This window comes from Kitasatospora sp. NPDC024654, from assembly GCF_055559155.1.
This window is the reverse complement of sequence record NZ_JBVHLF010000039.1, coordinates 1-14,143: the sequence shown is the minus strand read 5'-3', so window position 1 is coordinate 14,143 and position 14,143 is coordinate 1. Positions and strand designations below refer to the sequence as shown.

Here is a 14,143-nt window from a genome sequence, read left to right as displayed (position 1 = left end):
GCTTCGTGCCGGCCTGAGGGCGAGCCGGGGCGCGGCGCCGGCGACTGGATGCCCCCTCACCCGCACTTCCGATACTCGCCCCGGTCACTTGCGGCCGCCCATCATCCGGTTCACAGGAACTTCCCGGAGGGCGGCAATCAGCCTGGCCTCCTCGACCTTGTCGACATCGCTAATCAACGCGAGACGCGCCCGCTCCTGCTCTACATGGCGGTACGAGCGCTGTGCCCGAAGAGCTGCCGCGTCCGCCTTCTCGGTGCCGGTGCCCTCGCGAGCGTTGAGCATGTCGAGGGCATCCTGAGCGACGTCCTGCTGCAGAAGCTGGAGCCGATACCGGCCCGGCTCAAAGCCGTCCACGACCTTCACGACACCCGCCTTCTCAAGCATCGGGTAGTCGGTTCCGACGTTAGAGGTGTGGCCCGCCACGCCGCGATTGATGAGCGCGCGCAGGAAGGCCTCCGGGGAATGAAGCTTGAACGTCGCAAACGTTGTGGCATAGATCATCGAGCCCACGAGCTGCCGGACATGGCCAGACGCATCTCCGGCGGTCCCCCCGAAAGGATCACGGCGGGCGTGAGGCGTGAAGAGGAACCCCCGCTCTTCACCATCAGAAGTCTGGATGACCGACCTCTGCACCAGGTTCTGGGACACGGCGAAGTCTACCCATTTCGCCTCGGTGGACCGAACGTGCGCTTCGGGCAGGCCAGGATTGAGCGAGACCTCCTCCATGAGAGCGGTCACATCAGCAGTCGCTCTGGCATCCGCCGCCCGCAACGCCGCCTTCGCGACAGCGTCGTCTCCCTGAGTCCAGACGTTGGGGTTGTAGAGCACGGGACGGCCGTCGTCGACAACGACACGCCGAATGAGACCCGTGTGGGTCAGGTACCTCAGAGCATCCGCAGCCGCCTGATCGTGCCCCTTGACGCCATCAGCCGTAGCTGCGGCGTGGAGCGCATCCTGTTCCAGGAGCGGCTGCAGCGTCGTCGCACGAAGCAGCGCAAGCGCTGCCCGCTCCACAGGGCCAACCATGAGCACATCAAAGAGCTGGGGTGCGGCCTGTATGAGGTCACCTGCCGCGGGGATACTCTCAGTGATGGACACGAGCTGACCGTTCGCGTCGCGAACCGCCGTGATCCAGCTCAGGGTCTCCATCGTCACGATGACGTCTCGCAGGTTCCGCGGGCCGAGTCCCACTTCGAGCCCGATGGCCTTCACCCTGCCGGCGCTGCTGACCGTGCTCCCCTGCAACCTGAACGCGACGTCGAAGGTCCAACCAGCAAACTCCAACTGCTCCAGAGCCGCCCGTTCGGGCCCCATCTGGTACACGGAGAGATGCCGGGAGAGGCCCAAGGCAAGCTCAGCATCGGTCAAATAGCTCAAGACGTCCCCACCTCGCACGTAAGGCGCTGGGCCCGCGGTCATCCAGCAGGGCTCCAGTACAGACTAGCGGTCACCCCCCTTGTTCAGCCTGCGCTTTCGCACGACAGCATCCGCACCAATGTGTCTCATGAGACACGCCGAAGTCTGGAGAAGTCAGGGCGCATGAGAATGAGGAGTCCTTCGAACGAGTGGTCGTCGTGTCTGGACGGTAGGACCGTCACGGCTGGTTCCCGGCGATTCGGGCGCTGTTTTCACCTGGCCAGGGGGTCGGCTACCGGACGGCCAGCAGCGCCGTGTCCGGGGTGGCCGGCTCTTCAGCGGGGCTGACCTCGTCCGGCGCGAGCGCGCTGAGGCCGCCTTGCGCGTCGGGCAGCCAGACCCGCTCGCTGCGTGGGCGGCCGCTGACCGCGCCGCGGCCGGTCACGTCCACCGTGACCTGTCGGCCCGAGAGTAGTCCCCAGCCGTCGCCCAGCCCTCGGTGCGCCGGATCTCGTACCGTCAGCCGCAGCCGCGCGCCTGGCCAGGACCCGACTACCAGCAGCACGCTGGTGCTGCGGCGCAGTGCGGCGGTCAGCCGCTCGGTCTGGCGTGGTGCGAGGCGGGCGAGATCTGCATGCCCGCCGACTGGTAGCCGCGCGGCGCGGTCTCCCTATGCTGCGATTGGTGGCAAGTGCACGGACTGTGACGTCAACGCGGTCTCACCTTGGCCCCGGTGCGAAGCACGGCTGAGCCCCATCCACTCCATGTGATATTGGCTACAGAAGGGGAGGGAGCGTACCCTGGTGTAGAGAACCTTGGCGGGGTCGAACTTACCGTCGGTGAGGCAGCGACTCGCTGAGACCTGGGGACCATTTGGGGACCACAGCTGATGAGCGGCGATGAGCGCCCATAGGCAGATCTGGACATTCCTACGCGAAGTTGACCACCGCGCCTATGACTTGGGTTGACGGGCGACCTCTCGGCTGAGTGAGCGAACCTCCGCTTAGTGTAGGCTTGTTGAAGGCTTCGAAGCTGACGCTCTGTCCAGTCTGCTAGAGGACGGACGGAGGCGCGACCAACTGGGGGTCAAGGGGTCGCAGGTTCAAATCCTGTCGTCCCGACTGTGAAGTCGGTTGTGAGAGCCGGTACTTGGGAAACCGAGTGCCGGCTCTTTCTGTTGCCCGGTCAGCTGGTGGTCGCACGGTGGTCTCCGGGCCACATTGGCCAGGTGGCTGAGGGTTCTTCCGTTCGTGTCTGCTGGTGCGCGGGCAGTTGCCGGTGCGGGCGCGGGTTCTGGTGCCAGGGGCGCCGGGCGCGGCAGGCGGGCCGGCCGAGGGCGGCGCGGTCGGCATTGTTGAGGACCCAGGCGACGGCGTCGACGGCCGCGCGGGCGGCGAGCAGCGTCAGGTCCGTGTAGATGTTCGCGCTGGTGGACAGGGTGCGGTGACGCAGGGTCTTGGAGACGACGGGCAGTGGGACCCCGGCCGCCGTGGCGAAGCTGGCGGTGAGGTGGCGTAGGTCGTGCAGGGCGATGCGAGGGACGCCGGCCTTGTCGCAGAGCAGGTGGAAGCGGTCGAGGACGCTCTTGGGGTGCAGGGGGCGGCCGTGGCGATGGAAGACGTAGCCGCCGGCGGGCGTGATCTGGCCGAACGCTCGTGTGCCGGCCCGGTCTTCGAGGGCGTCGACGACGCGGTCGGACAGGGTGACCCACATCCTGCTGCCTTTGGTCTTCGGCGCGGTGAGCAACACCTGGTTGTTGTCGACGACGGAGAGGGTGGAGCGGACAAAGAAGACGCGTTCGGGCAGGTGGACGTCGTCCCAGTGCAGGGCGAGCGCCTCGCCCTTGCGGATGCCGGAGCCGATCACGAGTTCGGCGAGGTCGGCGTAGAGCGGGTCCGTGACGTGGGTGAAGCGCAGGAAGCGGGCGGTCTGCTCCTCGGTCCACAGGTGCCGCGGGGCGGAGGCCGGGCGGGGCAGCAGCGGGGGTTTGGCGGGGTTGCGGGCCAGGCGTTCGCCGGTGACGGCGGAGCCGAGGGCGCTGGAGAGGGTGGCCATGATCCGGTGGACGGTGACCTTGCCGCGGCCTCGTCGCAGCTGGTCGGTGACGAAGGCCCGCAGGTGCTGGCGGGTGAGGTCGATCAGGGGGATCTGGCCGAGGGCGGGGATGAGGTCCTGTTCGACGTAGGCGCGGTAGCGGGCCATGGTGGTGGGCTTGAGGTGGAGCTCCCGCTCGGCGAGCCAGTCCCTCAGGTAGTCGGCGGTGCGCTGCCGCGGGTCGGTGATAACGCAGAGGGCCAGGCCCTCGTTGAAGCGCCGCAGCGCGGTGTGGGCCTCGATCTCGTCGGGGAAGCCGGCGCGGCGGATGGTGCGGCGGTGGCCGTCAGTGGAGGGGGCGTCGACGGCGAAGGCCCAGCTGCCGTGGCGGGGGTCGGTGGCGAGGCGGGGGCAGCGGGTGCCGAGCTGGCGTCGGTGGTCGTCACGGCACCCGCAGCGCCGGTAGACGCGGCCTCGGTCTCTGCCGGGATTTGGTGAGCAGCGCATGGTGATCGCCTCGAAGGATCGTGCGCGAGTGGTCTTCCTTCCAGTCTGCGTCGGTGGGGCGACCGCCGTGCGACCACCGGCCCGGAAAGTGTTGCCTTGACCTGCGGGTCTCCCTTGACTGGCGACAAGGGAGAACCCGAGTGTGGGCTGCGATCAGGGTTCGTCCTGGCGCTGAGCGCCTCAGACCAGCCGGTCGCGGTTGCGTGCGGCTTCCTGGCGGACGAGCTGTGCGAAACGGGCGCGGCTTCGGTGCTGGTGTGCTTCGGCCTGCTGTTCTTCGTCGTCCTCGGACTCGGAGGTTTCGTCCTCTTCTTCGTCGTCGAGCTCGTCGTACTCACTGTGGAGGAGCCAGCAGCCGTGGATGCCGGAGAGGAGGTCTTCGAGGAGGTCGCGTGCGGGGCGCTTGGGGTCGAGCGGGGTCAGGCGCAGGGCGATGTCGTCGAGGTCGGCCTCATCGTCGCCGGTGTACTCGGCGAGGTCCTCCGTCAGGTCGTCGAGCTGCTCGCTGAGACCGGCGGGGTCGAGGAGCAGGCCGTCGGTGATGTGCATGGCGTGGCGGACGAGACCGGTGACGGCGTCATGCGGGGTGGCGCCGTCGTCGATGAGGCCGAGGACGAGGGTGGGGGTTTCGTGGGGGAGGGCTTCGATGTTGTCGGCTTCGAGGACGACCTGGGTGGGGTCCTGCCCACTGGCCTCAGCGGTGACTTCGGCTGCGGCGGCCAGCCAGTGGGCGGCTGCGACGGCGGCGGCGGTGGGGTCGATGTCGGTGAACAGGGCGGTGGGGCCGAAGGGGTCCTGTTCGAGGAGGCGGTCGGCGGCGGCGACCTGGACGGGGGGCGTCCTCGCGGCTGAGGAGTACGGCCTGCTGGGCGCGGCCGGTGAGGTCGCCGAGTTCGGCGTTCTCGACGGCGGCGAGTTCGGTGGCAGTTTCGGTGAGGACGCTCTCGGTGAGGCCGGAGTCGTCGAGGTGGTTCAGGGCGCGGCCGACGCGGTGGGCGGATTCGAGCAGGGGGCTGTAGGAGACGGTCATCGTGCCGCCGCTGGGCAGGTGCGGCTTGACGATGGCGTCGGCGACCTCGCTGAAGTGTTTGCGTTCCTCGGTGCGGCGCCAGCCCTCGCTGTTGGGCTCAAGGGAGCCGGCGGCACTGGCGGGGTGGGTGCGGCGGTTACCCGCCGTCGATCGACTTGGGCTGGACATCGAGGAGCCGACGGCGGCCGAATGCGCGGGTCAGGCTCAGTTCGACGCATGCCTCATAGCCAGCGCAGGTGTTCGGTGCTAGTGCCTCCTTGTTCGCGGCGCCCGCAGGTAGCTCACCACAAGTGCGTGGAGACCCCCAGATGGCTGACGGCTACTTAAGAGTGGCCCCAGCCTTCATCTTCAAGAGATATGGCAACTGGCGCCACGGAGGGCGAGGTCGATCCGAATGGCGCGGACCTGCACCCACCTTGCGTTCACTACTCGAAGAGGAAGGTGTGTGGGCCAGGGTTCCATGCTTGGAGTATTGACAGTATCTGTGCGACCGGACAAGCTCTGCACGGCCAACACCGTTTCGGCGGGCCGACGCAGTGTCAGGGACTGCGTCGAGGGCCAAGACACGCCCGGGCGCAGGTCGCCGTGCCTGCGGCGCACCCCCACTTCGATGGGCGATCGAAAGGCATATGTGGATAACGATGTCCATCAACAGAGCCAAGCCGTGGCTGCGCCGCACTTCCCTCTTCACGGCTGGGATCAGCATGGTCGCTGCGGCGCTGGCTGCGTCTGCTGGTCCCGCTGCGGCGGCGATAGTCTCCGGAGGGCCCGGGGCGGACGCCTTCTGGGACGAGCCGCACACCCAGGGCTTCGCGGACGCCCTCTCACCCAACTCCAAGATCTGGTACACCCTGGGCGATGGCCAGCTACAGAATGTAATGTATCCGCAGGTCGACACCCCGGACACGTTCGGACTGCAGTACTACGTCACCGACGGATCGACATTCACGGACAACGAGGTCGCCAACACCACGCATGCCGTGTCCCTAGTGGACGCAACCTCATTGGAATGGCAGCAGACGAACACTGCCACCAACGGCAAGTACACGATCACCAAGACCTACATCGCTGACCCCTCGCGCTCGGTGGTGCTGATCAACACCACCTTCACCAACCACACCTCATCGCCGCTGAACCTGTACGCCCAATACAGCCCGGCGCTGAACAACGACGGCATGGGCAACAGCGGCGGCACCGATGCAGGCGGTGACCTGACGGCGAGCAACGGCACCGTGGCCAGCGCCATGGCTGCGAGCACCGGTTTCACCGCCACCAACACCGGATATGCCGGCACCTCCAGCGACGGCGTGAGCCTGCTGGGCAGCAACCGCAACCTGTCCACCAGCTACAGCGGCGTCTCTTCGGCCGGGCACATCACTCAGACCGGTCAGATCCCCGTCGCTACCAGCGGATCAACAAGCTTCACCTTGGCGCTGGGCTTCGACACCAGCACCTCAGCGGCAGTGGCGGACACCTCCGCGTCCCTTTCCACTGGCTTCAGCTCGGCCGAGTCCGCGTTCCGGTCGGGCTGGCACTCCTGGATGGGCGGCCTGCACGCTGCCCCGGCATCCGTCACCAGCGACTCGAAACTCCTACAGCAGTACGACGTGTCGCTGATGGAGGTGAAGGCCGACGAGGACAAGAACTACATCGGCGGCTTCGTCGCGGCACCGAACACGCCCTGGGGCGGGAGTGTCAGCGCCAACAGCGCCGGCCAGCATGGCTATCACCTAGTCTGGACGCGCGACGAGTACCAGATGGCGACCGCGCTGCTCGCAGCTGGTGACACCACCGACGCCAACGACGCGCTGAGCTACATCCTCAACTACGAGGAAACCTCCAGTGGCTATGTCAAGCAGAACTCCTGGCTCAACGGCACACAGGAGTGGGGTGGCATCCAGATGGACCAAGCCGCCTTCCCGATCATCCTGGCCTACCAGCTCGGCCGCACCGATTCGACGACCTGGCCCCAGCTCCAGCTACTGGCCAACTACCTGGTGAGCAACGGCCCCAAGACGGGACAAGAGCGCTGGGAGGAGAACAGCGGCTACTCCCCGTCCACCATGGCCGCCGAGATCGCTGGCCTGGTCTGCGCCGCGAACATCGCCACCGCCAATGGTGACTCCACGGATGCGACCACCTACCTCAACGCTGCGGATACGTTCCAGACCGCGGTCGACGCCGACACATACACCACCACCGGTTCCATTGCAGGCGGCTCTTACTACCTCCGGATCAGCCCCAACGGTAACCCGAACAATGGTGACACCGTCTCGCTATCCAACAGCGGCGGCACCTGGGATGAACGAGCCATCGTCGACCAGGGTTTCCTGGAGCTGACCCGACTCGGTATCAAGAACCCCACCTCGCCCCAGATCACCAACTCCCTGGCCGCGGTCGACGCCACCATCAAGACCGTGATCCCCGGCGTCGGCACCTACTTCAATCGCTACAATCACGATGGTTACGGTGAGACCTCCACGGGCGCCGACTACACCGGCGCAGGCGTCGGCCGCCCCTGGCCGGTGCTGTCCGGCGAGCGCGGCGAGTACGACGTGCAGACCGGCAACATCACCGATGCCAACGCCATGCTGAGCAGCATGGCCAACGCTGCCAACGACGGCTACCAGATCTCCGAGCAGATCTGGCCCGTCGCCAGCGCTGACGGATTCACCCAAGGCCAGCCCGACAACTCCTCCACCCCGCTGATGTGGGCCATGGCCCAGTACGTCCGTCTCGCCATCGACATCTCCGCCGGCACCACTGTGGACACCCCGGCGATCGTCGCGCAGCGCTATGCCAATGCCAGCCAGGTCCAGACGACCTTCGACGTGAACGCCACCACCAACTGGGGCCAGAACGTCTACCTTGTTGGCTCGATCCCCGCCCTCGGCAACTGGAATACCAGCGCGGCAATCCCTCTGTCCTCGGTGGCCTACCCAATCTGGTCCGGCACTGTGTCCGTGCCCGCGAACACAACCTTCCAGTACAAGTACATCAAGAAGAACCCTGACGGCACGATCACTTGGGAGAGCGACCCCAACAACTCCTACACCAGCCCTGCCTCCGGCAGCGTCACCCTCAACGACACCTGGCGCTGACCCCGCACCATGCAGCTGGCTCGGCCCCCGGTACGCCGAGCGCTAGCCTGCGCGTTTCATCTGGGGCCGTATCCAGATCGTGATCGAAAAAGCGAAAGTGCCTTCTGGGCTGCAATGATGAGGCTTGTCTAAGCTTGACTCTGTCGGGGATCTTGGAGCGTTCCCGGTGTGCCCGCCTGATCAGCGGGCATGCTCGGGCTGATCGAAGACCTGCAGTTGTCGAGGTGTCAGTTGTCGCTCCATCCCCGCTCCGGTGAGCAAGTTCCGGCTCTGACCGCGCAAATCGCGCGGGCGAGCAACCCCGGCGGCACGACGGCGATGTGGGTCAGAGACCGGCTGGACGGGCTGTGGCGCGACGAGGACTTCGCGGGCTGGTACCCGCGCGACGGACGCCCCGGCATCTCGCCCGCCCAGCTGGCCACCGTCAGCGTGCTGCAGTTCCTGCTCGGCCTGTCGGACCGGCAAGCGGCCGAAGCGGTGCGCTGCCGCATCGACTTCAAGTACGCGATGGCCATGGAACTGGACGATCCCGGCTTCCACCACAGTGTGCTGGCCGACTTCCGTGAGCGCCTGGTCCTGGAGGACCGAGCCGACCGCCTCCTCGATCTGGCACTCGCGCGCCTGAAGGAGGCCGGACTCGTGCGCGAGCGCACCACTCAGCGCACCGACTCCACCCACGTCCTGGCCGCGGTGCCGAACTGACCCGGCTGGAAATGGTCACCGAGGCCGTCCGTGCCGTCCTGGAAGAGGTGGCCCGGACCGCTTCGCACCTGCTGACCGGCCTGGTCGACGAGGACTGGGGGCGTCGCTACGGCCGCCCGGTCCGCCTGGGCAAGAACCCCACCCGGCCCAAGACCAGGATCCTCGCCGCCGGTGACGACGCCTGCCGCCTGCTGGAACACCTCCACGAGCACGGACCGGCCTACCGGCCCGGCCCGCAGGCCGAAGCCCTACGGCAGATCCTCGTGCAGAACTACTACCGTGACGCGGCGGGCCGCCTGCGCTGGCGCACCGCTGACGACGGTGGCCTGCCGCCCTCCGCGTCGGCGATCGTCTCCCCCTACGACACCACGGCGCGCTACGTCCGCCACGGGCACATCATCAGCTGGAAAGGCTTCGCCGCGCACGTCACCGAGACCTGTGCTCCCGACAGCGTCAACGTGATCACGGACGTGGCCACCACCTCGGCCGCCACCAACGACGGCCAGGCCTTGCCCGGCATCCACACCCGCCTGGCACGTCGCGAACTGCTGCCCGCCGAGCACCTGGTCGACGGCGGCTACACCTCCCTCGTCCACCTGGAACGAGCCGCCCGCGAACACCAGGTCACCGTCAGCGGACCCCTGCCGGGCAACCCCACCCGCCAGCACCGCAAGAACGAAGGGTTCGACCGCGACGACTTCCACATCGACTTCGACCGCCGACAGGTCACCTGCCCCAACGGCCAGGTCAGCGCCGGATGGCACGGCCCCTACCCGACCTCCTCGCCCACCGCGGCACCCCTGATCGTGGCACGGTTCACCAAGAGCCAGTGCCAGCCGTGTCCGGACCGCCCCCGCTGCACCAGCTCCGGTGACGCCCGCAACGTGGGCTTCCCCCCGCGAGAACTCCGCGACCTGCAAGTCCACGTCCGAACAGAGCAGCAGACACCGGAGTGGAAGGCCCGCTACGCGGTCCGCTCCGGTATCGAGGGCACCATGAACGAGTTCGCCCACGGACACGGCATGCGCCACTGCCGCTACCGAGGCCGGCCGAAAGCCCACCTGCAGCACGTACTCACAGCCATCGCCGTGAACATCGAACGACTCAGCGGCCGGCCCGTCACCGAGGGAGCTCTCCCGCCGAGACCGCCGACCGCCTTCCAGACCTACCTGGACGAGAACGACATCCCCCGGACGAAGTCCTGGCGCACCCTCGGTACTTGAGCCCCGTCGTCCAAGATCCCCGACAGAGTCAAGCTAAGAAGCAGTTGTCGTACCGATCAAGGAGGCTGTCGATCGAACGGAAGTCTCGATCGGGTGATCGCGGTCGGTGCCGGGCATGAAAGCAGGGCCTCGTGGTAGCTCGGAGGGTGTCTACGCCAACGAGTGATCCAGGAGGCCCTGTTGTCACAGCTTTTCGCAGTGGCGGCCGTGGAGTCCCGCCCGGTCACCCTTGCGTGTGACTGCCTGGCTCACCGGTTCGGGAACGCCGGCGACCACGGGATGCGCGAGCCCCGCTACCCGACGGACATGTCGGACGCCGAATGGGCGGCGGTGAGACCGCTGCTGCCAGTGCCGGGCTGGCTGCGGGGCCGGGGCGGGCAGCACGAGGCGTACTGCCACCGCACGATGCTGGACGCCATCCACTACCTGGTCGACAACGGCACCAAGTGGCGGGCCATGCCGGCCGACTTCCTATCAGTTACGTGGAATCACACGCCGCATGAGCCATCTCGTATCCTGAGGCATACGCCTCGGCGCTGGCGGGAGTCGCCAGCGGGCCACAGGTCCGCTCGAACAGCACGCGCAGCGGCTTCTCGCCCAGTCGCTGGCGGGCCTTGGTCAGGGCCGGGCTCGTCGGCAGCCGCTGAAGTCCAAACCCGGGCTGGCTCCGCAGCTTCTCGGTGAGGGTGCGCAAGACCGCCCGATATCCCGGCTGACCTGCACTCTCGGCACTGCTGAACAGGCACAGCGCCAGGACGAAGTACATCACCGCCCGGGCCGGCAGGAGCCGTCGTCGAACCTCGATGCGACCGGTGCGCTCCAACACCTCGTCAACGATCTCCGGTGTGATCCAGCGAGTCAGCACCCCGAGGCGGACCCGTTCCCCGAACCGCTCGCCGACCGGAACTCTCCGTGAGTGCCGCGAGTTGTGCGCGGCGACCCTGGCGGGCAGGACGGACATGCTGGCAGACTGAGCACCCAACGGAGCCCCCATCAGACAGTCGGATCTTGGTCGATCTTCTGTCCTATCGGGGGCTCCGTTGCTGTGTCCGCCACTCGGCTGAGTCATCATCAGAACGTGACGAACTACCCAGCGTCACCAAGGATGAAATCGGCCCAACCCGACCTTCAATGGGCCGCTGACCAGCAGAGTTCTGCTAATTCACCGGCATTGCTGCCACCTGCGATGATCCGGCTTGTCTAGTACTCCAGCCGTAGATCGTGATCTTCACGGCTGAGCGGTTGCTTGTCGTCGGTAGTGGGAGGCGCGGGCGCGGGCCTGGTGGCGCCGTCGCCACCGCGACCAGCGGAGTCGATGCGCAAGAGCGTGGACCGGGTTGATCAGTGCCGCGAATAGGTGCTGGAGCTCGTTGCCGGTCAGGGGGACCAGGTCGTCGGGCGCGGGGTGGTCTCGGCGTTCGGCGGCTGCGGTGACGGCCAGGAAGGCGTGGGCGAGCATCGCGAGGGTGACCCACCGGTGCCAGGAAGTCCAGCGGCGGACCTGGTGCTCGTCCAGGCCGGCCAGGCCCTTGCCTGCCTGGAACGTCTCCTCCACCGTCCAGCGCCGACCGGCCACCCGCACCAGGTCGGACAACGGCACCGGGCGCGGCGAATAGCAGCGGTAGAAGGCGAGTTCACCGCTGCGCCGGTTGCGGCGGACCAGCAGCCACCAGTGGCCGGGGCGGGCGGCCGGGCTGTGGATGTCGATCTGGGCCCAGTCGTAGTACCGCTCGCCCTTGGCGCCCGCCCCGGCCGAGTGCCGCTGCCAAGCCCGCCTGGGGATCTTCGCCACCAGCGCCTTCGCCGGGAACTTCCCCGCGGGCGTGACGACTTGGTGGTTGCTGGAGACGGCCAGCACGTAGCCGAACTGGCGGCTTTCGAGAGCGGCCCGCAGGTGCGGGTTGTCGCCGTAGACCTCGTCGCCCGCGACCCAGCGGGCGGGCGTCCCGGCGTCGAGCGCCCGGCTGATCACCGGGCGGCGAGCTGCGGCTTGGTCGCGAAGGTGAGGCCCTCTGGAATGCCCGCGGCCCGGCAGCGGTCCGCGTCGTCGGTCCACGAGCGCGGCACATACAGCGCCCGGTCGATCGCGGCATGCCCCCGGGCTGCGGAGTAGACCAGGTAGACGGCGACCTGCGCGTTCTCGATGCGGCCCGCTGTGCCGGTGTACTGGCGCTGCACGCCGACGGTCGCGGTGCCCTTCTTCAGGTCCCCGGTCTCGTCGACCACGAGCACCGCATCATCGTCGCGCAGGTGCTCCACGACGTAGGCGCGCACGTCATCGCGGACCGCATCGGCGTCCCACTTCGCGCGGTGCAGCAGGTGCTGCATGCCGTCCGGGGTCGCGTCGCCCGCGTGCTCGGCCAGGGTCCAGCAGTTCTTCCTCGGCAGGTCTGACAGCAGGCCCAGTACCAGCGCGGTTGCGCGGCGGCGTGGTTCGATTCTGCTGAATCGGCCTGCGACGCGGCCCATCAGCTGGTCGAACATCGACCGCCAGCGGGCAGGCACTACGATGTGACCCGCGGCCACCATTTGATCTTCGTTTGTCGACACAACTCACGATGCTCAACGGTGGCCGCAGCCGTCGTTGGTCTCGCCCTCGCTGGCGCGAGCACACTCTCTGGCGGGTTCGGGGATCTTTACGGATCTTCCGGGCGCCGAGATCCGTTGGAGGACCCCTGAACCCGGCGCTAGGGCAGCAACGTGTGATCATGCTGATATGACACCTGGTCGGATCATCTTTCTCAACGGCACGTCCAGTTCAGGGAAGTCGAGCATCGCCCGGGAGCTTCTGGACATCCTGGACGACGGCGTCTTCTTTCACCTGGCGGTCGACGGCTTCAACGCTATGCGCAGCAAGCGGGAGCTTGGGGCGGAGGAGCTCGACGCCGCGCTGCGGCGGACCAGGATGGGCTTCCACCGCTCGATTGCGGCAATGGCAGAGGCGGGCAACGACATTGTGGTCGACCACGTTCTGAGCGAGCCGTGGCGGCTGCTCGACTGCCTGACGGTGCTGCGGCCCGAAGACGTACTGTTCGTCGGTGTCCATTGCCCGCTGGACGAACTAGCCCGCCGTGAGCTGGCCCGGGGCGACCGCCCGCAGGGCCTCGCGGCGCACCAATACGACCTGGTCCACGCCCACGGCGATTACGACCTCGAATGCGACACCAGCACGGCCAGTCCACGCGAATGCGCCCGGCGGATCAAGGAGTTCCTCCCGCACCGTCCCAGCCCCACTGCCTTCACCCGACTCCGCCGAGACTGCCTGACGGACTACCAGGAAAGCTGAGCACGGAGAACTGAGCCTGATCGACACGGGCCCTGCCGCATGGAGATCACGATCTACGGCTGGAGTACTAGGGTCAGATCGTCGGCGGGGTGGGGGCACCTTTCACGTGCAGGGTAGCGAGTGGGCGCGGGGTTTGGCGATGTCGGGGGACGGCAAGGGGCAGATCGGGCATGTCGGCGGGGTGCACCTGCGGCTGCTCGCCGAGCGGACGGGGCTGACCGTGGCGCTGTCGGGCGCGCTGGCGCGCAAGGGCTTCCGGCCCGTGCACGATCGGGGGCAGGTGCTGACCGACCTCGCCGTGGCGATCACGCTGGGAGCGGTGTGTATCCGGGACGTGCGGCTGCTGGAGCATCAGCGGCCGGTGTTCGGGCCGGTGGCCTCCTATCCGACCGTGTGGCGGTGCTTGAAGGAGATCGACGCCCTCGCCCTCGGGCGAATCGAGCGGGCCCGGGCCAGCGTGCGCCGTCACGTCTGGCGGCTGCTGCGCGACCGCCCCGAGGGCTTCCCGGAAGTCGTCGTGGACGGCGTCGAGCTGACCGGCTGGACGGTCATCGACACCGACGGCTCCCTGGTCACCGCCCCGTCGGAGAAGGACGGAGCATCCGGCACCTACAAGGGCACCTTCGGCCACCACGCCTTCGTGGCGGTGTGCGACAACACCGGCGAGGTGCTCGTCGCCGAGCTGCACGCGGGTGGCACGCCTGCCAACGACACGGTGGTGAACATCGGTGTGCTGGCCCGGGCGGTGGCCCAACTGCCGTGGTGGAGGCGGCAGAAGCTGCTGGTCAGGGTGGACGGGGCCGGGTTCTCCCGCGAGCTGCTGGAGTGGATCGCCTCGGCCGGGGGTCGCGCCTCGCCGACGTTTCGCTGGGAGTACTCGGTCGGCTGGGCCTTCACCGGCCGT

At 67.7% G+C, this 14,143-nt stretch carries 11 protein-coding genes and 2 pseudogenes; 7 read left to right on the top strand and 6 right to left on the bottom strand.

Annotated elements, in window-relative coordinates:
* Positions 1 to 84: 84 nt before the first annotated feature.
* The 4 genes from ACZ38L_RS22630 to ACZ38L_RS22615 all read right to left on the bottom strand — a co-directional run bounded on the left by ACZ38L_RS22630 (position 85) and on the right by ACZ38L_RS22615 (position 4,446).
* Entirely contained in the window at positions 85 to 1,377 is a 1,293-nt protein-coding gene (locus ACZ38L_RS22630; RefSeq protein ID WP_465696363.1) for a hypothetical protein, read from the bottom strand.
* Positions 1,378 to 1,648: 271 nt separating this feature from the next.
* Positions 1,649 to 1,921 carry a hypothetical protein gene (locus tag ACZ38L_RS22625; protein WP_465696360.1) on the bottom strand — a complete coding sequence of 91 codons (273 nt, stop codon included), beginning with the start codon at positions 1,919 to 1,921 and terminating at the stop codon, positions 1,649 to 1,651.
* Between the two features lie 620 nt (positions 1,922 to 2,541).
* Positions 2,542 to 3,897, bottom strand: a complete 1,356-nt coding sequence (locus ACZ38L_RS22620) for a tyrosine-type recombinase/integrase (RefSeq protein WP_465696358.1) — start codon at positions 3,895 to 3,897, stop codon at positions 2,542 to 2,544.
* A 180-nt stretch (positions 3,898 to 4,077) separates the two neighbouring features.
* Positions 4,078 to 4,446: a hypothetical protein gene (locus tag ACZ38L_RS22615; protein WP_465696356.1), complete on the bottom strand. Its 369-nt coding sequence runs from the start codon at positions 4,444 to 4,446 to the stop codon at positions 4,078 to 4,080.
* Positions 4,447 to 4,449: 3 nt separating this feature from the next.
* On the opposite strand from ACZ38L_RS22615, the gene ACZ38L_RS22610 reads away from it, so the two are divergent.
* The 5 genes and pseudogenes from ACZ38L_RS22610 to ACZ38L_RS22590 form a co-directional block, all read left to right on the top strand.
* Positions 4,450 to 4,749, top strand: coding sequence for a hypothetical protein (locus ACZ38L_RS22610; RefSeq protein ID WP_465696354.1), 300 nt, complete (start codon positions 4,450 to 4,452; stop codon positions 4,747 to 4,749).
* Between the two features lie 819 nt (positions 4,750 to 5,568).
* Positions 5,569 to 8,028: a glycoside hydrolase family 15 protein gene (locus ACZ38L_RS22605; protein ID WP_465696352.1), complete on the top strand. Its 2,460-nt coding sequence runs from the start codon at positions 5,569 to 5,571 to the stop codon at positions 8,026 to 8,028.
* 189 nt (positions 8,029 to 8,217) lie between these two features.
* Positions 8,218 to 8,730 carry a transposase gene (locus tag ACZ38L_RS22600; protein ID WP_465696350.1) on the top strand — a complete coding sequence of 171 codons (513 nt, stop codon included), beginning with the start codon at positions 8,218 to 8,220 and terminating at the stop codon, positions 8,728 to 8,730.
* 11 nt (positions 8,731 to 8,741) lie between these two features.
* Positions 8,742 to 9,953 (top strand): transposase, encoded by a 1,212-nt coding sequence (locus ACZ38L_RS22595; RefSeq protein WP_465696347.1) that lies wholly within the window; start codon positions 8,742 to 8,744, stop codon positions 9,951 to 9,953.
* A gap of 279 nt (positions 9,954 to 10,232) precedes the next feature.
* Positions 10,233 to 10,421, top strand: a pseudogene (locus ACZ38L_RS22590) (transposase); the annotation flags it as partial.
* A 10-nt stretch (positions 10,422 to 10,431) separates the two neighbouring features.
* Here ACZ38L_RS22590 and ACZ38L_RS22585 read toward each other — a convergent pair.
* Both ACZ38L_RS22585 and ACZ38L_RS22580 read right to left on the bottom strand, forming a co-directional pair.
* A complete protein-coding gene (locus tag ACZ38L_RS22585) occupies positions 10,432 to 10,914 on the bottom strand; it encodes a transposase domain-containing protein (protein WP_465696345.1) in 483 nt (160 codons plus the stop codon).
* 267 nt (positions 10,915 to 11,181) lie between these two features.
* Positions 11,182 to 12,422: pseudogene (locus tag ACZ38L_RS22580) on the bottom strand (IS701 family transposase).
* Positions 12,423 to 12,669: 247 nt separating this feature from the next.
* Here ACZ38L_RS22580 and ACZ38L_RS22575 point away from each other — a divergent pair.
* Together ACZ38L_RS22575 and ACZ38L_RS22570 are read left to right on the top strand one after the other, a co-directional pair.
* Entirely contained in the window at positions 12,670 to 13,239 is a 570-nt protein-coding gene (locus tag ACZ38L_RS22575; RefSeq protein WP_465696342.1) for a chloramphenicol phosphotransferase CPT family protein, read from the top strand.
* Between the two features lie 139 nt (positions 13,240 to 13,378).
* The coding region (locus ACZ38L_RS22570; RefSeq protein WP_465696340.1) for a transposase at positions 13,379 to 14,143 on the top strand (765 nt) is incomplete at its 3' end.